This is a genomic window from Rhizobium gallicum bv. gallicum R602sp, from assembly GCF_000816845.1.
Taxonomy (GTDB): Bacteria; Pseudomonadota; Alphaproteobacteria; order Rhizobiales; family Rhizobiaceae; genus Rhizobium; species Rhizobium gallicum.
In genome coordinates this window covers 3,014,656-3,038,322 of sequence record NZ_CP006877.1, presented here as the reverse complement: position 1 = coordinate 3,038,322, position 23,667 = coordinate 3,014,656, and the positions used below count along the sequence as shown (strand labels likewise).

The 23,667-nt window shown below is 60.8% G+C and carries 21 protein-coding genes; 8 read left to right on the top strand and 13 right to left on the bottom strand.

Going from position 1 to position 23,667, the window contains the following annotated elements:
- Positions 1-10 precede the first annotated feature (10 nt).
- A complete protein-coding gene (locus RGR602_RS14980; protein WP_039845767.1) occupies positions 11-1,450 on the bottom strand; it encodes an MFS transporter in 1,440 nt (479 codons plus the stop codon).
- Positions 1,451-1,549: 99 nt separating this feature from the next.
- On the opposite strand from RGR602_RS14980, the gene RGR602_RS14975 reads away from it, so the two are divergent.
- From RGR602_RS14975 to RGR602_RS14945, 7 genes are all read left to right on the top strand, one after another.
- Positions 1,550-1,981 carry a winged helix-turn-helix transcriptional regulator gene (locus tag RGR602_RS14975; RefSeq protein ID WP_039845766.1) on the top strand — a complete coding sequence of 144 codons (432 nt, stop codon included), beginning with the start codon at positions 1,550-1,552 and terminating at the stop codon, positions 1,979-1,981.
- Positions 1,982-1,995: 14 nt separating this feature from the next.
- Positions 1,996-3,072 (top strand): Ldh family oxidoreductase, encoded by a 1,077-nt coding sequence (locus RGR602_RS14970; RefSeq protein WP_039845765.1) that lies wholly within the window; start codon positions 1,996-1,998, stop codon positions 3,070-3,072.
- A gap of 113 nt (positions 3,073-3,185) precedes the next feature.
- Positions 3,186-3,938: a FadR/GntR family transcriptional regulator gene (locus tag RGR602_RS14965; RefSeq protein WP_039845764.1), complete on the top strand. Its 753-nt coding sequence runs from the start codon at positions 3,186-3,188 to the stop codon at positions 3,936-3,938.
- Positions 3,939-3,961: 23 nt separating this feature from the next.
- Entirely contained in the window at positions 3,962-4,936 is a 975-nt protein-coding gene (locus tag RGR602_RS14960) for a sialic acid TRAP transporter substrate-binding protein SiaP (RefSeq protein WP_039845763.1), read from the top strand.
- Between the two features lie 63 nt (positions 4,937-4,999).
- A complete protein-coding gene (locus RGR602_RS14955) occupies positions 5,000-5,572 on the top strand; it encodes a TRAP transporter small permease (RefSeq protein ID WP_039845762.1) in 573 nt (190 codons plus the stop codon).
- A 4-nt stretch (positions 5,573-5,576) separates the two neighbouring features.
- Entirely contained in the window at positions 5,577-6,983 is a 1,407-nt protein-coding gene (locus RGR602_RS14950; RefSeq protein ID WP_039845761.1) for a TRAP transporter large permease, read from the top strand.
- Between the two features lie 14 nt (positions 6,984-6,997).
- Entirely contained in the window at positions 6,998-8,029 is a 1,032-nt protein-coding gene (locus RGR602_RS14945; protein WP_039845760.1) for an L-idonate 5-dehydrogenase, read from the top strand.
- On the opposite strand, the gene RGR602_RS14940 is transcribed toward RGR602_RS14945, so the two are convergent.
- From RGR602_RS14940 to RGR602_RS14885, 11 genes are all read right to left on the bottom strand, one after another.
- Complete coding sequence (locus RGR602_RS14940; RefSeq protein ID WP_039845759.1) at positions 8,026-8,964, bottom strand: dihydrodipicolinate synthase family protein; 939 nt, start codon at positions 8,962-8,964, stop codon at positions 8,026-8,028. The two genes, RGR602_RS14945 and RGR602_RS14940, sit on opposite strands and share 4 nt — an antisense overlap.
- Before the next feature lie 19 nt (positions 8,965-8,983).
- Complete coding sequence (locus RGR602_RS14935; RefSeq protein ID WP_039845758.1) at positions 8,984-9,937, bottom strand: ABC transporter ATP-binding protein; 954 nt, start codon at positions 9,935-9,937, stop codon at positions 8,984-8,986.
- A complete protein-coding gene (locus RGR602_RS14930; RefSeq protein WP_039846903.1) occupies positions 9,938-10,954 on the bottom strand; it encodes an ABC transporter ATP-binding protein in 1,017 nt (338 codons plus the stop codon). It lies immediately after the preceding gene.
- Positions 10,955-10,962: 8 nt separating this feature from the next.
- Positions 10,963-11,880, bottom strand: coding sequence for a dihydrodipicolinate synthase family protein (locus RGR602_RS14925; RefSeq protein WP_039845757.1), 918 nt, complete (start codon positions 11,878-11,880; stop codon positions 10,963-10,965).
- A gap of 19 nt (positions 11,881-11,899) precedes the next feature.
- Positions 11,900-12,775 (bottom strand): ABC transporter permease, encoded by an 876-nt coding sequence (locus RGR602_RS14920; protein ID WP_039845756.1) that lies wholly within the window; start codon positions 12,773-12,775, stop codon positions 11,900-11,902.
- 3 nt (positions 12,776-12,778) lie between these two features.
- Positions 12,779-13,738: an ABC transporter permease gene (locus tag RGR602_RS14915; RefSeq protein ID WP_039845755.1), complete on the bottom strand. Its 960-nt coding sequence runs from the start codon at positions 13,736-13,738 to the stop codon at positions 12,779-12,781.
- 58 nt (positions 13,739-13,796) lie between these two features.
- Positions 13,797-15,380 carry an ABC transporter substrate-binding protein gene (locus RGR602_RS14910; protein WP_039845754.1) on the bottom strand — a complete coding sequence of 528 codons (1,584 nt, stop codon included), beginning with the start codon at positions 15,378-15,380 and terminating at the stop codon, positions 13,797-13,799.
- On the bottom strand, positions 15,377-16,108 hold the full coding sequence (locus tag RGR602_RS14905; RefSeq protein WP_039845753.1) for a FadR/GntR family transcriptional regulator: 732 nt from the start codon (positions 16,106-16,108) through the stop codon (positions 15,377-15,379). The genes RGR602_RS14910 and RGR602_RS14905 overlap by 4 nt, the downstream gene beginning before the upstream one ends.
- Positions 16,109-16,500: 392 nt before the next feature.
- Positions 16,501-17,748: an adenylate/guanylate cyclase domain-containing protein gene (locus RGR602_RS14895; RefSeq protein ID WP_039845751.1), complete on the bottom strand. Its 1,248-nt coding sequence runs from the start codon at positions 17,746-17,748 to the stop codon at positions 16,501-16,503.
- Entirely contained in the window at positions 17,745-18,134 is a 390-nt protein-coding gene (locus tag RGR602_RS14890; RefSeq protein ID WP_039845750.1) for a response regulator, read from the bottom strand. Before RGR602_RS14890 ends, RGR602_RS14895 begins: the two co-directional genes overlap by 4 nt.
- Positions 18,131-21,172, bottom strand: a complete 3,042-nt coding sequence (locus tag RGR602_RS14885; protein ID WP_223843946.1) for a GAF domain-containing protein — start codon at positions 21,170-21,172, stop codon at positions 18,131-18,133. The genes RGR602_RS14890 and RGR602_RS14885 overlap by 4 nt, the downstream gene beginning before the upstream one ends.
- 924 nt (positions 21,173-22,096) lie before the next feature.
- On the opposite strand from RGR602_RS14885, the gene RGR602_RS14875 reads away from it, so the two are divergent.
- Positions 22,097-22,564, top strand: coding sequence for an RrF2 family transcriptional regulator (locus RGR602_RS14875; protein WP_039845747.1), 468 nt, complete (start codon positions 22,097-22,099; stop codon positions 22,562-22,564).
- 1 nt (position 22,565) lies between these two features.
- Here RGR602_RS14875 and RGR602_RS14870 read toward each other — a convergent pair whose 3' ends face one another.
- The gene (locus tag RGR602_RS14870; RefSeq protein WP_039845746.1) at positions 22,566-23,645 is read right to left on the bottom strand and encodes an acyl-CoA dehydrogenase family protein; all 1,080 of its coding nucleotides are present in this window, start codon (positions 23,643-23,645) and stop codon (positions 22,566-22,568) included.
- Positions 23,646-23,667: the final 22 nt, after the last annotated feature.

Genomic DNA, 23,667 nt, shown 5'->3' with positions numbered 1-23,667 from the left:
TCTCGTGGGTTCAGGATGGCATGACCTGATCGCAGGACAGATCGCGGCAGCGCCTGATGCCCATGGCAGTGATCAGTGCGCCAGCCACGGCAGCTGCGACCGGGACGATCAGCGCCGTTTGCAGCGCTAACAGCCGGGCTTCTGCAGATGTAGCTTCGCCAAGAACATAGGCGCCGATCGCACTTGCACCCGACAGGCCAAGCGCTGCGCCGAACTGAAAGGCGGTATTGACCAGCCCGCCCGCCAGCCCCTGTTCGTCTTCATGAATGCCATCGGTGGCGGCAATTGTCAGCGGGCTGTAGGCGATCGAGAAGGCCAGTCCGAGCAAAAGCATGCTCGGGAAGATTGCGGCATATGTCCAGTCGAGCTCCATCCCCAACAGCAATGCGTAGGAGATGGCGGCAAGAACGAAACCTGCGAAGATCACGCGGTCGTTTCCGAAGCGATCGACAAGCCTGGGCGTCAGGATGGGAGCGACGACCGCGTCGATGCCGATCACAAGCATCGCAATGCTGGTCTCAATCGGCGTCCAGCCAAGCAGCTCCTGGAGATAGAGGGTCGCGATAAACTGGAAGCCGAAGAACGACCCGGCAAACAGCAGCGCTCCGAGGTTCGACCGGACGAGGGAGCCGGAGCGGAATATTGAAAAACGCACGAGCGGCGCGGCGGACAGGCGCTCGATCAGGAAGAAGGCAAGCCACAGGGCCGCGCTCACGCCGAATATGCCGAGCGTCCATGCCAAGTTCTGGTCCGGATGTTCGAGGCGGGTCACGCCATGAACCGCAAGCAGCATCGCTGCGGTGAGCGTAACGGCGCCTGGAATGTCGAAGCGCTCCCTGGTGGCTCTAGACGGCCTGTCGGCGATGAGCCTGATTGCGGCGACAAAGATGAGGAGCGCCAGGATCACCGGCGCAAAGAACACCCAGCGCCAGTCGATTGCAGCAAGCAATCCGCCCAGCACGAGCCCGAGCGAGAAACCGGCGGAAGCCGTGGAGGCGTAGATGGTCACTGCGCGGTTGCGCTGGGGACCCTCCGGAAAATTCGTCGCGACGAGCGCCAGCCCCGCCGGTGTCATGAATGCGGAGGCAGCGCCCGTGACGAAGCGGGCCAACAGCAGCATCCAGCCTTCCGTCGCAAGGCCGCCGAGACCGGAGAATGCAATGAAGACGGCAAGTGCGCAAAGGAAGACCCGGCGCTTGCCGAAAATGTCCGCAGCACGGCCGCCAAGAAGCATGAAACCGGCATAGCCCAGCACATAGGCGCTCACCACGCCGCTCAGCGTCGTTGTCGTCAGATTTAGATCGGCCCGGATTGCCGGAAGCGCGATATTGAGCATGGCAACATCGATGCCCTCAAGAAAAATGGCTCCGCAAAGGACGATCAACGTCGCTGCAGCACGCGGCGTCATAGGTGCAGCGCCTGCTTCGGAAGAAGAAAGGGTCGTGGACATAAGCATGGTCCTTCGTTGACGATGAAGAGAGTTTGAGTGACTTTTCGTCAGTCAGTTCCCTCTTGTAACCATCAAACAATTAGGCCATGCTCCGGACCCATGAAAGAAGGCACTTTAAACTCACCGAGTAACCTTTGCAGCAGCGAGGCGGATTACGACGTCCTGCAATGGGATGTGCGCGAAGGCTGCGAGGTGCGGCAGATCCTCGATCGGATCGCCGATAAATGGTCGCTGCTGGTGATCGCTCTTCTGGAAAAGCGCACGCTCCGCTTCACGCAATTGCGCAACAGCATCGAAGGCATCAGCCAGCGCATGCTGACGACCACCTTGCGCAACCTCGAACGCGACGGAATTATCGAGAGAACGGTCTATCCCGTCGTGCCGCCGCGTGTGGAATATGCATTGTCGCCGCTTGGCTGCACTCTGCACGAAACCATCCGCGCGCTGGTGGGGTGGACGGAATCGAACCAGGCTGAAATTCTGGCGGCCCGAGCCCGTTACGACGCCAAGGCGGCCAGCGAGCGCTGGTGAAAGGTGATTTGCCGATGCCGACTGAACATCCGACTTCGCCGGTAAGGGCCACGCTTGCTTCCATCGACAGCTTCTGTCGCGCCGTCTTCATGGCAGCGGGTGCTGACGAGGCTACCAGCGATGGAGCGACGCGGGCAATGATGCATGGGACGCGGCTCGGCATCGACAGCCACGGCGTCAGGCTTTTGCCGCACTATGTCAAAGGCTTGATCGAGGGCCGCATCAACCCGCAGCCGAAAGTGGCGCTTTCGTCGGCATTCGGAGCGGTCGGTGTGCTCGACGCCGATAATGGCCATGGAGGGCTTGCGACCTTCGTGGCGATGGATCATGCGATCGAATTGGCGGACCGCCATGGCATCGGCGCCGTGGCCATCCGCAATTCCTCGCATTTCGGGCCGGCCGGCGCCTATGCGCTTCAGGCGGCCGGGCAGGGCTTCATCGGTTTTGCGTTCTGCAATTCCGACAGTTTTGTTCGCTTGCATGACGGCGCGATGCGCTTTCACGGCACCAATCCGATCGCCTGCGCGGTGCCGGTTGAGAACGGCAATCCCTGGCTCTTCGATATGGCCACCAGCGCGGTGCCGTATAACCGCGTTCAGCTTTACAGGAGCCTTGGCAAGAGTTTGCCCGCCGGTACGGCTTCGGACAGCCGCGGCTACGATACCACCGACCCGGATGAGGCCAATATGCTGGCGCCGCTTGGCGGTGAATTCGGCTTCAAGGGGGCCGGGTTGGCCGGGATCTCCGAAATCCTCAGCGCCGTCCTGACCGGCATGAAATTGAGCTTCGACATTGCGCCAATGCCCGGTCCGGACTTCTCGACACCGCGCGGACTGGGCGCCTTCGTCCTGGCGATGAAGCCTGAGGCTTTCCTGGACAAACACCAGTTCGACGCTGCCATGACGCGTTATCTGGAGACGCTGCGCAATTCGCCGGCCCGCGATGACTTGAACGTCATGGCGCCAGGCGACCGCGAATGGAAAGTTGCCGAGGACCGCGAGAAAAATGGTGTCGAACTCGACCCTGCGACAGCGCAATCCTTTGCCGCACTTGCCGCACGTTATGCTCTGCAACCGCCGTTTAATCCATAGAGCCCGTCCTTGCGTCGGATTGACGCACGAGACGATCAATGTTACGAATGGATGAATTGGTCAGGCCACTTGGCCAATTGCGCGTTTGAGGAGAAATGCGCCGGGGAGGCTAGATGTTTTCGGCTGTTGAATCGCGCCGCCTTTACAGGCAGGTGGCGGACCAAATTCGTTCGATGATCGCGACTGGCGAACTGGCCGTTGGCCAGCGCCTCCCGCCGGAGCGCGAACTTGCCGAAAAGCTGGGCGTCTCGCGTCCGACCATTCGTGAAGCATTGATCGTGCTGGAAGTGGAAGGGCTCGTGCATATCCGCATGGGCTCGGGAATATATGTCGCCCGCAAGCACACCGTTCAGCCCGCTCAGCCGGAGCGCGAACCGTTCGAAGGGCCTTTCGAGCTGCTGCAGGCCCGCTCCATCATCGAATGCGCGATCGCCGAGGAGGCTGCGCAGCGCGCGACCGCCGGTCATATTGCACTGCTCGACGAGAACCTGCAGCAGATGGCAAGCGTTGTGAACGATACCGATGCGGCGCTCGAAATCGACCGCGCCTTTCACACGGCAATTGCCGGCATCGTCGGAAATGCCGTGCTCATCCGCTTCACCGGCGAAATCTACGATCAGCGCATGACGCCGTATTTCGAAAAGCTGGCGAGCCATTTCGAGGGACCGGATTCGTGGACGCGCGCGATGGAGGAGCATCGCGCCATCAGAGATGCGATCGCCGCCAATGACCCCGCTGCCGCCAAACAGGCCATGCGGACGCATCTCGACCGATCGCAGAAGAGGTTTTCCGAAAGCTTCGGGGAGGAGCTTTTCGGGGAAGACGAAGGCGGCCGCGCTGCGGCCCGGAGGAATGCAAAGATCTAACGCAAGCTCGGGAGGAAAGAGCGATGAAGATCAGACTGGCTACGATAGTTTGCACCGCAGCCGCCATCATGGCGACGACGGTTGGCGCACATGCACAGACGGTCCTGAAATGGGCCCATGTCTATGAAACGTCCGAACCCTTCCACACGGATTCGGTCTGGGCATCCGAGGAGATCAACAAGCGCACCGGCGGGCGCTACAAGATCGAGGTCTATCCCGCTTCGCAGCTCGGCAAGGAAGCGGACATCAACCAGGGACTGAAGCTCGGCACCGTCGATATCATCATTTCCGGCTCGAGCTTTGCCGCGCGCGATTACAAGCCGATCGGCGTCACCTACTATCCCTATATCTTCCGCGGCCCGGAACATCTGATCGCCTACACCAAGAGCGATGTCTTCAAGCGCCTTGCACAGGGCTACGAAGACAAGACCGGCAACCATATCACTGCCGTCAGCTATTACGGCACGCGCCAGACGACCTCGAACAAGCCGATCGCCAAATGCGCCGACATGCAGGGTCTCAAAATCCGCGTTCCCGACGTTCCTGCCTATCTTGCAATGCCCCGCGCCTGCGGCGCAAACACGACGCCGATCGCCTTTGCCGAGGTCTATCTTGCGCTTCAGAATGGCACGGTCGAGGCACAGGAAAATCCGCTGACGACGATTGAGGCGAAGAAATTCTACGAGGTTCAGAAGAACATCATCCTGACCGGCCATATCGTCGATCATCTGAACACCGTGGTTTCCAAGACCCTGTGGTCGAGCCTGTCCGACGAGGACAAGACAATCTTCGAGACCGTGATGCGGGAAGCTGCAGAGCGTACCACGAAGACTATCGAAGGACGGGAAAAGGGCCTCATCGCCACCTTCAAGGAGAAGGGGCTCAACGTGACGGAAGTCGACAAGGCCGACTTCGAGAAGGCAGTTGCCGAGAAAGTGGCCTTCGAGGATTTCGGCTACGAAAAGACCGACTGGGAAGCCATCCGCGCTATCCAGTAATCGCAAAGGACGCGGCGCCATTGAGCGCCGCATCCTCCTTTCCGGCGAAAACGGACGTTCCCCATGTCGCAAGAAGTCCACACCCAGATCACCCCAGACGAGATTGCCCATACGTTCGAAGGCGCGGCTCCGATCGCAAAAGCCTCGGATTATGCCCCGGAGGACTGGATCACCCTGATCGTCTTCTGGCTCATGACCGGCTGTGTCTTTCTGCAGTTCTTCACGCGCTATGTATTGAACGACAGCTATGCCTGGACGGAAGAGATAGCCATCAACTGCCTGATCGGCGTCGTCTTTCTCGGTTCGGTCATGTGCGTGCGAACCTCGCGCCACATACAGGTGGACGTGTTCTACCACTACATGCCGCAGCGGATGGCGAGGATCCTTGCCAGCTTCGTCGATGTCGTCCGCATCGCCTTCTTTGCCTACGGCTGCCATCTGATGTGGCGCTATGTGCAGATTGTCGCCGGGGAGGAGATGGTGACCATCGCGCTGCCGCGCAACATCGTTTTTTACAGCGTCTTTGCCGCATTCGTCCTGATGCTGCTGCGCGCCATCGTGGTCTTCGTTGCCAATATGCGCCGCGGCTATTCCGTCCTGGAGCGGCCCGAGGAATTCCAGAAAATCGAGGATTGATCACATGCTCCTGCTTGTCGGCTCGTTTCTCCTGCTGATGGTCATCGGCGTGCCGGTCGCGATCTCGATGGCGACCGCCTCGGTGCTCTATATCGTCCTTTACGGTGTCGCGCCCGACATCATCGTCGCCCAGCGAATGATTGCCGGCGTCGAGAGTTTTCCGCTGCTTGCCGTCCCGTTTTTCATTCTCGCCGGCAACCTGATGAATTCGGCAGGGGTGACCGGACGTATATATTCGTTTGCGGTCGCCCTCGTCGGCTGGATGAAGGGCGGCCTCGCGCAGGTCAACATCATAGGCTCTGTGATCTTCTCCGGCATGTCCGGAACCGCGCTTGCGGATGCCGCCGGGATCGGCACCATCGAGATCAAGGCGATGAAGGACCACGGCTACCCGGTTGAAGCAGCCGTCGGCGTCACGGCGGCCTCGGCGACGCTCGGACCGATCTTCCCGCCGTCTTTGCCCTTTGTCATCTACGGCATGATGGCGAACGTCTCGATCGGCGCCCTGTTCATGGCCGGCATTCTGCCCGGCATCGTCATGACCGTTCTGATGATGGTGACCGTTGCCGGATTCGCCTATGCGCGGAGCTGGGGGTCGGATGCGCCCTTCGATGTCAAGCAGCTTCTGTCGGCGTCGCTGGAAATCGTCGTGGTGCTGCTCGTTCCCGTCGCGATTTACCTCATGATACTTGCCGGCTTGTCGATGAACGTGTCGGTCGGCATCGCGCTTGCCGCGCTTCTGGCACTGGATTGGTATTTCTCCTTTTCAGCGGTCATGGCCCTGATGACGCCGGTCATTCTCATCGGCGGCATGACAATGGGCTGGTTTACGCCGACGGAAGCGGCAGTCGCGGCGGTGCTCTGGTCGCTTTTCCTGGGGCTAGTGCGCTACCGCACCATGACGCTATCGACGCTCGCCAAGGCGAGCTTCGATACGATCGAGACCACGGCCTCGGTCCTCTTCATCGTCACCGCGGCCTCGGTCTTTGCCTGGCTGCTGACAGTCAGCCAGGCCGCGCAGCTCTTGTCGACGGCGATCCTGTCGATCACCGACAACAAGTGGGTTTTCCTGATCCTCGTCAATCTGCTGATGCTTTTCGTCGGCTGCTTCCTGGATACGATCGCGGCGATCACCATCCTTGTTCCGATCCTGCTGCCGATCGTGATGCAGTTCCAGATCGATCCCGTGCAGTTCGGCCTGATCATGACGCTCAATTTGATGATCGGCTTGCTTCATCCGCCGCTCGGAATGGTATTGTTCGTCCTTTCACGGGTGGCAAAACTCTCCGTCGAGCGCACGACCATGGCGATCCTGCCCTGGCTCGTTCCGCTGTTCGTCGCACTGATCCTGATCACCTTCATCCCGTCGGTCTCGCTCTGGCTGCCGCAGCAGCTCGGCTTGCTGAAGTAATGGGGAGAAAGCCTATGCAGACGCGATTTGCCCGGCTTTACGGCGCACGCGACCTGAGGGTCGAGGCAGGCTCCGTGCAGGAACCGGGCGAAGGCGAAGTGCTCTTGCGCATGGCGGCTGCAGGGATTTGCGGCTCCGACCTCCATTACTACCAGGACGGCGGCTTCGGGCCGGTGCGCGTGCGCGAGCCGATCATTCCCGGACACGAGGCGTCCGGCTTCGTCGAGACGGCGGGCGCCGGAGTGGCCCTGCCTGAGGGCACCCTGGTCGCCATCAATCCGAGCCAGCCGTGCGGATCGTGCGAATATTGCCAGCGCGGGCAGCCGATCCACTGCCTCGACATGCGCTTCATGGGAAGCGCCATGCGGCTTCCCCATGAGCAAGGCATGTTTCGCCAGTGGTTGGTCGTGCCGGCGGTGCAATGCGTTGCTGTTTTAGGAGATGTCGATGCGGCCGAAGCGGCATGCGCCGAACCGCTTGCCGTCTGCCTGCATGCAGCGTCACGCGCGGGCGAAGTCGCGGGAAAAAAGGTGCTGATTACCGGCGCCGGCCCGATAGGATGTCTTGCCGTTGCCGCGGCGCGTTATCATCAGGCTGCGGAAATCGTCGTCACCGACCTCGCTGACGCAGCACTCCGGCGCGCAAGCGCAATGGGAGCGGACAAAACGATCAACGCAAAAGATCAGGCTGCGCTCGCGCCCTACGAAGCCGGCAAAGGCTATTTCGACCTTGCATTCGAATGCTCAGCCGCAGCACCGGCAATCCGCTTTGCGATTGCGTCGGTCAAGCCGCGCGGCACGATCGTGCAGGTGGGCGTGACCGGCGACATAGCCATTCCGCTCAACGCCCTGGTCGGCAAGGAACTGCATATCCACGGTTCGCAACGCTTTCACAGCGAATTCAAGGATGCGGTGGCATTGATTGCCAGCCGGCAGATCGACATCCGTCCGGTCATCAGCCACAGCTTTCCCCTCGAACGCGCTTTGGATGCTTTCGAACAGGCCGGCGATCGTTCGGCTGCCTGCAAGGTGCAGCTGGTGTTTTAGGGAGCAAAAAAGAGCTCGCCCAGCTCGTCGCGCGCGATCTCGCTGAGCCGCGTCGCCTCCGCCTCGTCGATGGCGCGGTAGGGCCACCGCAGCCGAGTTCCGACAGGTCCCCAATTGCCGATTGCGCTCAGCAGTTTATCGAGCGCAGCATTCGAATAACCGGCCTTCTGGCGGAAGGGGACGATATGTTCGTCCATGAATTTGCAGATCCGGCGTTCGGCTTCCAATGACGCCTCGAGGTCGGTCTTCATCAGATCGGTCCATCGCTGCGCGCCGCGCGGGCTGAGGCAGGCGACGTTGGAAAATGCGCCTGCAGCCACGCCTTTACTCATGCCGGTCGCCAGGTGATGGCCGGGTACGAAGAGCGAGAATTCCTGGAGGTATTTCCGCGCTTCGCCATACCAGTGCGCGCCGCCATCGGAAAGCTTGATGCCGACGATATCAGGGCAGGGGATGCAGATATTTGCAAGCTCGCTCGGCGTCAGAACGCGTTTGGCATGCGGCGGATTGTAAAGGATCAGCGCAATCCCATCGGCGACCTTAGATGCCCTCGCCAGGAAATCGGCAGCTTCGAGATCGTTGACCGGCCACCAGTCCGGCAGGATCACCTGAATGGCAAGCGGCCTGAAGAAGGCTGCACGCCGGACGCGGTCCAGCTGGATCATCGCATCCGGCTGGCATGCGCCGATGACGAAGGGCATTCCGGCTTTCGTGCAACGCTCGCAGAGCATGGACTGGATGCGGTCGAATTCCGCTTCGGTCTGGTTATGGAATTCGCCCGCCGTACCGTTCGAATAAATGCCGTCGACGCCGGCTGCGATCAGAATATCGATTTCCTCGCCGAGCTTTTCGAAATTTATGCTGTCGTCTGTCTCGATCGGCAAAAGAAGGCTTGCCCAGTTCCCGCCGATCGGATGCCGCCTTTTCGCTGTCACCGAATGCTCCTTTTGCCGATCAATTCAGGTCGTCTCGAATGCAGGCCTTGAAATGCGAAGGGGCCACTTCGCGCAGTTCCGGCACGGTCCGGGCGCAGGCATCCAGCGCCTTTGGACAGCGCGTCCGGAAGACGCAGCCGCTTGGCGGATTGGCCGGGCTTGGAATGTCGCCCTTCAATATCTGCCGGTTACGCCGGGCATCCGGGTCAGGCGAGGGGATCGCCGAGAGCAGGGCGCGGGTATAGGGATGCTGCGGCCTGGCATAGAGATCGGCGCTCGGTGCGATCTCCATGATCCGCCCGAGATAGAGCACGATCACGCGGTCGCAGATATATTCGACCACCGCCAGGTCATGCGAAATGAACAGCATGGTGAGGCCGAGGCGCTGCTGCAGATCGCGCAGAAGGTTGATGACCTGGGCCTGGATGGAGACGTCGAGCGCCGAAACGGGCTCGTCGGCAACGATGAATTCCGGCGACAGCGTCAAGGCGCGGGCAATACCGATGCGTTGGCGCTGTCCGCCGGAAAATTCATGTGCATAGCGATTGAGGGCGTCGGCCGGAAGATCGACCTGCTCAAGGGCGGAGCGCGCCCGGTCGAGCCTTTCCTCGTGCTTTCCGATGCCCTGGATCTTCAGCCCCTCGGTCAGGATTTCGCCGATCGTCATGCGCGGCGAGAGGCTGGCATAGGGGTCCTGGAAAATATACTGCATGCGCGGCCGGGCGCTCCGCATGGCGGAGGCGGATAGCGCGGTGAGTTCGGTTCCGTCAAAACGCACGCTTCCGGAGGAGGGCTCGACCAGCCGCAGCACCGAGCGGCCGATCGTCGTCTTGCCGCTGCCGGATTCGCCGACGAGGCCGACGACCTCGCCCTTGCCGATATCGAAGGAGATATCCTGCAGGATGGTAAGTTTCGTGCCGCGCGACGTATAATGTTTCGCGAGACCGGAAACGGAAAGCAATGGCTCGTTCATCTAGATCTCCCGCCAGCGGATGCAGCGGCTTTTATGCTGCGGATTGACGTCTTCGAGCGGCGGGACAGCCGCGCGGCACGCGTCTATGGCGAACTTGCACCGTGGCTGGAAGGCGCAGCCCTGGGGCATTTTCATCAGGCTCGGCACCATGCCGGGAATGGCGGCGAGCTTTTCGCCGGCAAGCTTCATGCGGGTTGCGTCGCCGAGCCGCGGCATCGAGGCGAGCAGGCCGATCGTATAGGGATGCTTCGGATTGCGGAAAACCTCGCCGACCGGCCCCTGCTCGACGATCCGCCCGGCATACATGACCGCGACGCGGTGGGCGATTTCCGCGACGACGCCGAGATTATGGGTGACGAAGAGCATCGCCATGCCGCGCTCGCGCTGCAGCTTCAAGAGCAGGTCGAGGATCTGCGCCTGGATCGTCACGTCGAGCGCCGTCGTCGGCTCGTCGGCAATCAGCAGTGCCGGATCGCAGGCGAGCGCCATGGCGATCGTCGCGCGCTGGCGCATGCCGCCGGAAAGTTCATGCGGATATTGGCCGGCACGGCGCTTCGCATCGGGAATGCCAACGCTCTCGAGCAGGGCAATGGCCGCATTCATCGCGGCCTTCCGGTCCGCCCCGCGATGAATGCGGATCGGCTCCGATATCTGGTCGCCGATGGTGAAGACGGGATTGAGGCTCGACATCGGCTCCTGAAACACCATGCCGATATCGTCGCCGCGGACCTTTCGCATGTCATGCTCGTCAAGCAGGACGAGGTCGGCGACGGTGCCGCTCTTCCGCTTCAGGCGAATGCTGCCGGCGGCGATCGCGCCGATATTGCGGGTCAGTAGTCGCATGACCGAAAGGCTCGTTACCGACTTGCCCGAGCCGGATTCGCCGACAAGTGCCAGCGTCTCGCCGGCGGCGACGGCAAGGTCGATGCCATTGACCGCCGTCACCTCGCCGCCGCGGATGCGAAAGATCGTCCGCAGTCCGCGAATGTCGAGAATGGGGTCGGCGGTCTGTTGCATGGCGATCATCAGCCAAGCAGCCCGGTCGCGCGCAGGATATCGTCGATCTTGGCGGTCTCGGCTTCGTTGAGGGGAGCACGCGGACGCGGCATGAAGGCAGTGTCGATGATGCCAAGCTGCTTCATGGCGGTCTTGAAGGCGCCGATGCCCGAGGCGCCGCCGCTGACACGGCCCTGCGCAACCCAGACGATTTCGAAGAGCCGGCAAAGACGTTCCTGCTCCTTCTTCGCGAGAGCCCAGTCGCCACGCTGCGCCGCATCCCAAAGGCGGACATAACCGTGCGGGTCGACATTGGCGATGCCGGGAACGACGCCGTGGGCCCCCATCAGCAGCGCCGTATCAACAACGATTTCCGAGCCTGTCATCAGGAAAATGTCCTTGTGCGCGGCGAGATCCAGAAGCGCATAGCGGAAATTGCCGTCGTCGCCGCTTGAATCCTTCAAGCCGATGATCGTGCCTTCCTTGGCGAGCGTCACCGTCGTTTGGCGTTGCAGCTTGACGTTGACGCAGACGGGAATGTCATAGGCGATGAGCGGCACATCGACGGCGTCGCGGATATAGCGGAAGTGGTCGAGGATCTCGGACTGGCTGGTAACGGTATAGAAGGGCGCTGTCACGACAACGGCGTCGGCGCCCGCTGCCTTTGCGATCTTCGCATGCGAAATGACCCGATCGGTCGTCGGATCGATGGTGCCGACGATGAGCGGCACGCGGCCGTTCACCACCTTCGCCGAATGTTCGATGATCTCGCGCCGCGTCTTGTCGTCGTAAAACACCACCTCGCTCGTCGAGCCGAGCACGAAGACCCCGTGGCAGCCGGCGCCGATCAGGTGCTCCAGAACGCGCGTATAGGAGGGATAGTCGACGGTGAGATCGTCGTTCAGCGGCGTTACGACAGGAGGAACCACACCCTTGAATTTGCTCATTTTCGCTTTCTTTCGATTGTCAGTTTAATTCGGCGCGAGGATCGAAGGCGTCCCTCAGGCCATCGCCAATGAAATTGATCGCAAGCACGGCAAGGACCAGCGCCCCACCGGGGAAGAGCCATTGCCATGGATATTGTTCGAGAACTGCGGTGGAGCGGGCGGCATTCAACATGTTGCCCCAGCTTGCAGCCGGCGGCGCAATGCCGAGCCCGAGGAAGGAGAGGCCGGCCTCGAGAAGAATGGCATTGGCGATCTGCAGCGTTGCATAGACCATCAGGATATCGATCGAATTCGGCAGGCCGTGACGGAAGAGCAGGTGCGGCAGGCCGGCACCCATGCCGCGCGCCGCCAGGACGAAATCGCGTTCGCGCAGTTCCAGCAGTCGCGAGCGGATCATGCGGGCAAGCAGCGGCCAGGAGAGCAGCGAGATCACCAGCACCGTCGGCCAGATGCCGGTACCGGCAATCGAGGCGAGCACGAGCAGGAAGATGACCGGCGGCAGCGTCATTACCAGGTCGACGAAGCGCATCGAAAGCGCATCAGCCCAACGGCCGGCCAGGGCGGAGACGGCGCCGAAGAGGAAACCGATCATCGCCGAGATCGCAGTCGAGGCGACAGCGACCAGAAGCGAGATGCGGCCGCCCTCCATAACCCGGGCAAAGACGTCGCGGCCAACGCCGTCCGTGCCGAACCAATGCGTCGCGGTCGGGCCGCTGTTCATCGCCAGAAGATCGATGTCGTTCGGCAGGAAACGCCACCAGAGCGGATAAGAGAGGATGATCGCCAGCATCGGGACTGCGACGCATAGCCCGAAGACGGCTGCCCGATTGAGAAGGAAGCGGTCAAAGGCGCGGGCGAGAGGGCCGGGGCTGCGGGTTGCGGTGCGTGCCAGCATCACTCAGCCCACCTTGATGCGCGGATCGATGACCGCATAGGCGATATCGGTCAGCAGATTGACGATGATGACGCAGGTGCCGATGACAAGCGTCGCACCCATGATGACGGGATAGTCGCGCGTCTCAACGGCATCGACGAGCAGCAGGCCCATGCCCGGCCAGTTGAAGACGCTTTCGATGAAGATCGCCCCGCCAATCGCAAGGCCGATGGTCGAACCGATCAGCGTGACGACGGGCAGCAGCGCGTTTCTAAGAGCATGCTTGGTGATGACCCAGAACTCGACGACGCCCTTGGCGCGGGCCGTTCGCACGTAATCCTGGTTGAGGACTTCGAGCATCGAGGCGCGCATGTAGCGCATGATCAAGGCAGCCTGGGCGATGGCGAGCAATGCTGCAGGCAGGATCAGATGCCGCAGGAGATCGAGGATTGAGAACTCCTCGCCCGGCGTCAGCATGCCGCCAGACGGCGTCCAGTTCAGCCGGACGGAAAAAATGTAAAGACCGATCAGCGCGCTCAAAAAGGCCGGGCTGGAAATGCCGGCAAGTGCGAAGACCGAAAAGGAAATGTCGGCGAGGGAATTGCGGCGCACGGCGCTGATGACGCCGATCGCAATCCCGGCGACGATCGCGATCACCAGCGCGGTGCCCATGAGGAGCACCGTTGGGCCGATGCGCGAAAGCACGAGGTTAAGGACCGGCTGGTCCAGCCGCTTGATCGAATAGCCGAGATTGCCCGCCAGCGCCTGCTGCAGCCATGCGAGATACTGAACCGGCAAAGGCTGGTCGAGCCCGAGCCGGCTGCGCAGGTCAGCAAGATCAGACGACGACATTGGGATGTTGGGATCGATATAGGCATCGATCGGATCGCCGGGGGCAAGGCGCAGCAGCAGGAAGATCAGCGCGCTCAAGGCAAGGAGCATGCCCATCCCGATGACAACGCGCCGGAGGCTGTATCTGAGCATTGGAAATCCATTCGGTGAGGGTGGCCGAAGCCACCCTCGATCGTTCAAGAAGAGCGCCTTATTCGGCGATCGACCACTGCTGCGGATTGGCCTGGTACGGCCCGCCGCCCGGAGCCGGCGTCCAGACGAAATCCTTGACCTTGGTCGACACCACGCCGTAGCGGTTCGCGACCCAAAGTGTCCCCCAGGGCAACTCGGTGTTCATCACCTTGCAGACCTGCTGATAGCGGGCATCGCGCTTGCTGCTGTCGGTTTCGGCAAGGGCAGCATCGAGCGCTGAGGTCAGATCCGGCATGCGGGCGCGCACGACGTTCGGGCCTGCCGGCGGTATCTGCTTTTCGTTGAGGCCGGGATTGATGCTGCCGGCATCCGGGCCGTTTTGCAGGCCGGCATAAACCATCTGGAACTGCGAGATGTCGGCATCTGCCTTCAGCACGATGCTGTTGTAGGTCGGCGCATCGACGGCGCGCGGCACGACATTGATGCCGACCTGGGCGAGCATCGCCTGCACGGCCGCGAGCACGTTGGTCGCAAGCGGCGTCGTGTAGTAGGTCAAAAGCGTGATCGGCTTGGCGCCGTTGATCTCATCCCAGCCGGCTTCCTTCAGCAGGTCCTTTGCCTTTTGCGGATCGTAGGCGTAGGCTTCGATATCCTTCGGCACCAGCCGATCGGCGATATAGGCGCAATTGGCCGGCGTCGCAGCGCCGGCGTAAAGGCTCTTGATGATGGCGTCGCGATTGATGGCATACATCACCGCCTGGCGGACGCGCACATCCTTCCAGATCGGCGAATCGTGGTTGAAGCCCAGATAGTTGACGACGAAGGAGTTGCCTTCGATGACTTTGAAGGACTTGTCGTCCTTGAAGGTCGGCACGTCGTTGGAATCGACATAGGTGAACTGGATTTCACCGGACCGCAGGGCGGCGATCGCTGCCGCCGGATCGGCGAAATATCGATTGATCACCTTTTCCAGCGCCGGCTTGCCGCCGCGATAATCGATGTTGGCAGCGAGCTCGACATATTGGTCGGTGACGTATTTGGTGAACTTGAACGGGCCGGTACCGATCGGCGACGTCGACCACCAGGTGCTCTTTGCAAGCTGGTCGGCGGGGGTGGAGGCGAGCGCGTGCTCGGGCAGCATCATCACCTTGGTCATCGTATCCAGGATACTGGCGCTCGGTGCGCTCAGCTTGACGACGAGCGTATGGTCATCGGGTGCCTCGACCGCCGAGACCGGCTTGAGGCGCGCGGCAAGCACCGATCCCGTCTTGGCGTTCGTCGCCAGTTCGATGGTGAATTTCGCATCCTTCGCCGTGAAGGGCTTGCCGTCATGCCACTTCGCATCCGCGAGCTTGAAGGTGTAGGTCTTCTGGTCGTCGCTGACCTCATAAGACGAGGCAAGGACGCCGACGACCTTCTGCAGCTTTTCGTCATAGGCGACGAGCGGCTCATAATAGATGCTGAGCCAGGTGAAGCCTGCGGTCGCGGCCAGCGGATTGAAGTTGCCCTGAAAGCCGCCGGGGCCGACGTCGAAGCCGCCGGAAAGCGTTGCCGCTTCAGCCGGCGTCGTCAAGGCTGGAATGGCGGTCGTCGCCATCATCGCGGCGATCGCGATAGCCGATAATCTGGACAGTCGTTTCATTGTGTTCCTCCCACATTTGAACTTGTCTTGTTATTTGCGATCACCCGGGAGATGCCGGCATAATGGCGATCCAGGCGTATGCGCGCCTCCTCCAGGTTCTTCGCTTCCACTGCATCGACGATCGCCTCGTGGTCCCTCCAGGTGGCCATGGGATCGACATTGTCGAGATTGACGAAGTCGGACGCCTTGTAGAAAGCCAGCCAGAAAACATCGATCAGCCGCACGAGCGTCTCGTTGTTCTGGCAGCGGAAAAGCAGGCGGTGAAAAAGCTGGTCGTCTTCCGCGAAGGATTCGCCGCGCTCGGCATGGAGGCGCATCCTGTTCGCCGTGGCACGCAGCTCGGCGATATCCTCATCGCTGATCATCTCGAGCGTCTTGCCGATGAGGCCGACTTCGAGCGTGCGTCGGATCTCGAGGACTTCCTCGATCTGGCGAAGCGCGCCGCCGAGGCCGTAAGCCAGATTGTCGAGCAGCGGCTCGAAGGAGAAGGCCTTGACGAAGATGCCGACACCGCGCCGCGATTCCAGAACGCCAAGCGACTCCAGCGCCTTGATGCCCTCGCGTAGCGAATTGCGGCTGACGCCGAGTTGGCTTGCAAGCTCTCCCTCGGCCGGCAGCAGCGTTCCCGGCGCAAGGCCGTTGTCGGCGATATAAGCGCGAAGGCTCTCTTGCACCGAGACGTGCAGCAGAGGCGCCCGCGTCAAAGGCTTCATCGTCTTAAGCGTCATGCGTTCTCGTTCATGCATGAGTTCAGAATAGGACAGACATATCCACTTGTAGGATATCTGTCAATTGGACATAGGACGCGCCTTGTGGATAGCGGCATCGGTTGCATCCATTGTTGTGGAAATCGCAGAGAGCCCGGCGTGATTGTTCAGTCGGACCGGCTGCAAAGCGAGCGGCCAGCTTTCGCGTCTTGAATTCCTCGGTGAGGAGATTCACGAATGCCACAGCAGATCGGGCTGCGCCAATCGTGTCGAACATCGGCTGCACGTTGAATTTGCCATAGGACTCAAGAGTGGCTCCTTCTTGAGAAAAGGCGCCACACGTCATGAGAAAGCACATCAGCTCGAAAACAGTCGGCAGGCACCCGCAATCCGCTGACGCTTAACCGCATTTTCTAGAGGTTTATTGTCGTGCTGGACTCGCCGTTTAATAGCCGCTTCAGGTGAAAGCTGGCGAGCCGGTCCTCAGTGTTTCGAACCACTAACGCGGCGAACGATGCGACTGCTCGAACATCGCCAGCCGCCAGCTCTTCAAAAGCATCCATGTATGCCTGTGTTTCTGCACTGGCACACTTTTCGGCTTCTAGGGGCTCGAAAGCGCGGATCGGCTCGACTCTGCCTCTTAGGAAGAGGTTGCCAACGGGACGACCGCAAAAATGCGGCACTTTTTCAGCGACGCTGCTACTTACACAAATACGGGTGCCCAGCGCCTTGTTGGCTACTTGCAGGCGCGCGGCAACATTGATGGTGTCGCCATAGGCGCTGTAGTCGAAGAACCTTCCTCCGCCGAAATTTCCGACAACAGCCGTGCCGGCATGCGCACCGATCCGGGTGGCACCAAGGGCCACACCTTTTCTGCTCCAATCTTCCTGGAAGGACCGCGCGAAGGCGTCAAGAGCGAGCGAACAGGCGACGGCCCGACTGGCATGGTCGGGCTGATCGGCAGGAGCGCCAAAAAGCACGTGGAGCGCATCGCCGATTATCTTTGCTACCGTACCATCATGGGCGAAGACAATGTCGGTCATGCCGACAATGTAGTCGTTGAGCAGCGGACCGAGCACTTCCGGGTCGATCGTCTCCACGAGGGTGGTGAAACCGGTCAAATCGGTAAAGAGGGACGCAACCTCCCGACGCGCGCCGCCAAGGTCGAGGGCGTCGGCACTGCTTGCTAAGCGTTCGGCGAGATTAGGCGAAAAGTAACGGGAAAGCGACGCACGCGCCTGCTCGGCCGCCGCCTGCCGGCGCTGCGCCTCGCGCATTGCCTCCACATGGTGGATCGTCTTGACGATTGTCGCCTCGAGATCGGCGAAATCTATCGGTTTGGTCACGAAATCATAGGCGCCGCGGTTCATCGCGGTTCGGATGTTGACCATGTCGCTGTAGGCGGAAACGATTACCGTGCACAGGTTCTCATCCCTCTCCTGAAGCTTCGCCAGAAGCAACAAACCATCCATGCGCGGCATGTTAATGTCGCTGAGCACCATATCCACGTCCTGGTTGCCGGCAAGCACGGCCAATGCCTCGACGCCGTCGCGAGCAAACAGAAAGCTCATTGTGCCGTCGCGAATCTGAGTCCGGAACTTTTGGACAATGAGGAGTTCCAGGTCCGGTTCGTCGTCAACAACGAGGATACTGCTTATCATGCGGCGCGCCCAACTCGCATGTCGATTTCCTCTCGCAATGCGGCGAAGTCGATCGGTTTCGTCAGAAGCGCTTCGGCGCCGTTTTCCAGAGCCTTCTGTTTCGTGTCCGGATCGCCATAAGCGGTGATCATGATCACCGGCACATCAGGCCGTATGCTCCTCGCTTTCGGCAGCAACTCCAGTCCGCTCATCCCTGGCATGTTGACATCCGACAGAATGAGAATGAGCGTGACATCGGCGGCATCGGCGATCCGCTTGAGTGCGGCTGGCGCCGACTGGGCGAACTCCATCACGAAGCGGCCGGCGCGCAGGTCTCGGCGAAACTGCTGTCGGAAGAGCAACTCGATGTCTGGCTCGTCGTCGACCACCAAGATAAGAAGACTCATGATCTGCCCTCCGGATTTGCGATCCCGGCGGCGATCCGCGGCAGTCGGATGCGAAACTCGGTGTAGTGACCGAGTTCTGTGTCCACGTCGATTGAACCGGCATGTTGCTTCACGATAATATCGTAACTGAGAGACAGGCCGAGGCCGGTCCCTTCGCCGGCAGGCTTGGTCGTGAAGAAGGGGTTGAACATCTTTTCCCTCACGTCCGGCGGGATGCCGAGGCCGTTGTCTCGGATAATGATCTCAACGCTCTCGCCGAGATTCCTGGTCACTGCCGCCAGCATCGGCTCATAACTGTCGCGGGACTCCGAAGCCGCGCGCTTGCTCGTCGCATAGAAGCCGTTGGAGATGAGGTTGAGAAGCACGCGCGTGATCTCCTGGGGATACAAGTCGACCTTTCCGGCAGTCGGGTCGAGTGACTTCTCCAGCGTTATATTGAACCCCTGCTTCTCGGCGCGGGCACCATGATAGGCGAGATTTAAGCTCTCCTCGACAATGACGTTGATGTCGGCACACCGCCGCTCGCCCGCCCCCTGGCGCGAGTGCAGGAGCATATTCTTGACGATGGAGTCGGCGCGCTTGCCGTGCTGGACAATCTTTCCAAGGTTACCCCTGAGCACCTCGGTGAGCTCATCGATCTCGGCGCGAACCGCACCTTCGGCGGTCGCGGCGTCGAGCGCCTGCTGCAACTCGTCGATCATTTCGAGGGATAGCGCCGAGAAATTGTTGACGAAGTTTAGTGGGTTCTTGATCTCGTGCGCGATCCCGGCGGTCAGCTGCCCGAGCGAGGCGAGTTTCTCCGTCTGGATCAATCTATCTTGCGCGATCCTCAGTTCCTTGAGCGAGCGCGACAACTCCTCGGTTCTCGCCTGCACTTCCTGGAAGAGACGCACATTTTCGATCGCGATCACTGCCTGATCGGCGAATGTCGATGCCAACTCGATCTGTTTTTCTGTGAAGGGACGCACGGTCGAGCGGGTCAATGCCAGCACACCGATCGGGCTCCCTTCGCGCAGGAGCGGCACCCCGAGCACTGTGCGAAACCCACCAAGTCTCTGTCCCTCGCGCATCGAATACTCTGGATCATCAAGCACGTCGGCGATCTGGACGGGCCTAACCTCCAGCAGGGTTCGCCCGACTATGGTGCCACGCCCCGGCTCGAGCGGGAGATTCCGAAGATACTCACCGAATTCTTGCGAGAAGCCGTAGCTGGCGACGGGATAGTGCGCGTCCCTCATCGGCCGGGTCATTGTTGCCATATCCGCCTCGCAGAGGCGGGCGGCGGATGTTACGAGGGTGTCGAGAACCGCCTGCAGATCGAATGCGGAGCGGCTTATAACTTTCAGCACGTCGGCTGTTGCAGTCTGCTGCTCCAGAGCGTCCGTCAGCTCGGCAGTGCGCGCCTTCACTTCGTCGAATAGCCGCACGTTCTCAATCGCTATGACCGCTTGGTCGGCAAAGGTCTGGAGGAGGTCAATCTGCTTTTCGGTGAACGGCCTGACTTCCGTCCGGCGAATGACAAGGCCACCGATTGCTTCCTCCTGCCGCAGCAGGGGCGCTGCCAGGATGGTGCGGTGGCCCATACGGACGGCCATGCTGTGGCCGTCTGGAAACTCGTCGGGCGCGGCCGTGAGGTCGGGCACATGAATCGGCTTTCGGTCCAGTACGGCCCGCCCGGTAGCCCAGCGCGGTGATACCGGCCAGCCAACGAAATCGATCGGAATCGGTCCATGATGCGCCCTCAGATAAAGCGTGTCTCCCTCCTTCAGGAAGATTGCCGCGTCGTAACCCTCGCAGAGCCGCACGGCGGACTCGACGAGAGTGTCGAGGACGGTTTGGAGGTCGAAGGCGGACCGGCTGATGACTTTGAGAACATCCGCTGTTGCGGTCTGCTGCTGTAGTGACTCTTTCAGCTGGAGGTTGCGTAGCTCCAGATCGGTGAACAGCCGAACATTCTCGATCGCTATCCCTGCCTGATCGGCGAAGGTGTTAAGGAGCTCAACTTGCCGATCGGGGAAGAGTCCGGGCCGGTTTCGTGCCACAACAATCGTTCCGATCGGACTACTGTTGCGTATGATCGGTACCGCCACCAGGCTTCGGTAGTTTGCGGACTGGGCGCCAAGCGTCGTGTGAGCCTGATACTCAGGATCGACTAGCCGGTCCGCTATCTGTTCCACCGACCGACTAAGGATCGAGCGTCCGGCGGCACTGCCTCGATTGGGCGGGGCCGGAAACAGAGCGCGGACCGCTTCGACGCCTTCCGGCTCCAGCCGGTGATATGCCACAAAGTGGAGCAGTTCCCCATCGTAACGGAACACGTGGCAAAATTGCGCGCTGCAAAGCCGGGCTGCATGGAGGGCGATCGTGTCGAACACAGGCTGCACGTCCGTCGGCGAGGTCGAGATGGCGCGAAGAATTTCGCTTGTTGCCGTCTGCTGCTCGAGAGCCTCTGTTATTTCTTTATTGTGCGCCTGCGCCTCCTCGAAAAGGCGGACGTTCTCGATGGCGATCACCGCCTGATCGGCGAATGTTTGCAGCAGCTCGACCTGCCGCTCTGGAAAGAACCCGACTGCGCGTCGAGTAACGGCGATTGAGCCGATCGGACGACCTTTCCGCACGAGCGGCACGGCAATGGCGCTGCGGTAGGACATGATTGTCGCCAGCGAGAGCATCCGATAATCGGGGTCGGCAAACACGTCGGGAATCTGCGCGATGGCACCGCTGATAAAGGCTCGCCCCGTGGCATTGCCTCTATTTGGACGCTGCGGAAAATTCGCACGTACCGCTTCGATCCCGTCGCGCGAAACGCCGTGATAGGCAACGGGGTGCAGGAGTTCTCCGTCGAAGCGAAATACGAAGCAGAATTCTGCCCCGCACAGCCGCGCTGCGTTTTCTGCTATCGCATCGAAGACCGGCTGCACGTCGTTGGGTGAGGTCGAAATGACGCGCAGGATCTCGCTTGTTGCCGTCTGCTGTTCCAGGACCTCGCCAAGCTCCCGCTCCAACAGTTCGATCCGACGACTGAGACTGACGCTCATTTTCTCCACGTTGCGCCCCCCTGCAGCGCACGTCAGGTGACCTATTTAGGCGGCGAGCTCTCCCTGTCGACCGTTCGGGCGCGCCATACCTCAATGCCTTGGCCGGTGACGGCAGAACAAGAAGAATACGCTATCCGACCACTTGTGGCGAGGATTAGCTGATGCTTATTAAGCAGGCGGCAGGTAGCCTCGCCGCAATAAAGGGGTTCCTAGAATCCGCTAAGGGCGAGGGATGAACAAATGCTATTGGCCTTGGTTCAGGGGCCCTCTTGGCGAATGCTTCTAGGGTGTCGCTTCCGGCCGTTGCGCACGAACTACGCTCGATAATGCAATACTTGTCATACAGCTGGAAGTAGATTTTAGCGCTGAGCGAAAGGTCATCGCTGAGCAAAGCTGAAGTGACGCTCATCGCGCGTCTTTAGGGGTTGGGAGGATGGGTATCGTAGGATGATGACAAATGAACCCGAACTCAGGCGGGCCGAAGTTCTCGCCCGGCGTCGACGACGATCGCGTCAGCGTATCTGTTGGCGCCAATATGCTGGGTTTTGCGCCAGGTCCTTCTTCTTCTCGAGCGCGGTTCAGCGGCGATCCGGCGGCGGGCACGCGCCAAGGTGCGCAAACCCGTCCGGCTGCGTCGGTATAGGCCCGCGACAACAGCTCGGGAACCACTGATCGACGGTGGGCTGTGCCTCAGCCCTTGCGTCCTCCTTTGACAGCGCCTTCGGCTGGCGGCATCCATCGCGGCGGCTCGCCGGCCTCCAGAAATTATTCCGCCAAAAACTCAAGGCAGATCATGATTTTTGGGGAGAGCCATAGAGTTGAACTTAACCTATATAAATAATAGCTATTTATTGGGCGTTCATGCTTTCGGCGCTATTTGCATGGATAAAAGAAAGCAGCGCGGGATCTGCGGGACGATCGAAAATGCTGACCAAAAAGGGAAAATACGGATTGAAGGCACTGGTTGATCTGGCGCGTCTGGCGCCGGGAGAAACCGCCTTCATCAACGATGTCGCCGCACGCAACAATATCCCGAAGAAGTTCCTCGATACGATCCTGCTGGAGCTGCGCAATGTCGGCATCCTTCGCTCCAAGAAGGGGCCGGGCGGCGGCTATTCGCTGTCGCGGCCGGCGTCGGAGATCCGCATCGGCCATGTCATCCGCACGCTTGACGGGCCGCTCGCTCCCATTCGCTGCGCAAGCCGCACGGCTTATGAAGCCTGCGACGACTGTTCGGATCCGGAAACCTGTCATGTGCGCCGGTCGATGACCGAAGTGCGGGATGCGATCGCCGATATCCTCGACAACATGACGCTCGAGCAATTCGTCAAAAAGGGCGGCAAGCTCAGCGATGGAGACGACGAGACGTCGCCGGTTTTCGCGGCGGGCTGATCTAGTAGCGATCCTTACGCAAATGCTGGGCGGCGCGCTGATGAAGAACATCGGCGGATGTTCTCAGCGCGCGGATGCGGGCGTTGCGCCAATGCCGGTCGAGATTGAGGCCGATACTCGCGGTGTTTTCCCCCATCAGTTCGAAAATAAGGCCCGAGGCATCTATGGCGAGCTTACTTGCGACGGCGCGCGCCGCAGTCGCGGAGAAATAGGCATCTTCGGCCGCCGGGCCGCTCATATTGATCTGCGCGATGTCGAGCTTGCGGCCCGCCCTTTCCAGAAGCGCGGCTACCGTCTCTATGCCGATCGCAAGCTTGCCAACGTCGTTTGCCTGTGCGCCACCCGCATCGGCGGAAAGAACCGCACGCGCGATCCCGAGATCGACGGCGGCATGCAGCAATTCGCCGATCGCCGATGGCGCCTGCGCGACAAGCGCGACTGCATCCGCGTTGACATGCAAGTCGCTGGCTGCGATGGCGGCTGTGCCGTTGGTGCGCTGGCCAAGGCCATCCCAATCATCGACAAGTTGAAGGCCTTCGCTGTCGCAGGGCAGGTAAAGCGCCGTCTGATCGTGTCCGACCACGATCCAATCGGCAAAGAGCACCGCCGGCGAAGACCTGCTGCGGCCATTCAGTCGATACCCGAGACCGCGGGAACTGACTGCCGCAGCATCCGCAAAAGTGGCCGCGGCAAAACGATCGCCGGCAAGTGCTCGCGCAAAGAGGGCGCGCTGCAGCTCTTCGCCAGCCTTTTGCCGAAGTCCGTCCAGGACTGTAAAATGGACTTCGAGAAACTCGCCGATCGAAGGATCGCCCTCAGCGATGATCGCAACGATTTCGGCGAGCAGCGAATTGGTAACGTCCAGTCCTTCATATTCGGGCGGAACGGTGATCGCGCCGAGGCCGGATTGCGAGAGGGCGTCGATTTCCTGATAGGGTAGGATGCGATTGATGTCGCGCTCGCTCGACTGCCGCTGAAAGGCGGCGGCAAGGGCGCGCGCTGTGCTGATCGCCTCTTCCTCGCTTCCGATGCGCTGTGCGACCGGTCGCGCCCGGTCGTGAAATTGCGATACGGTTCCCATCGATCGTACTCTTGTTCGATGA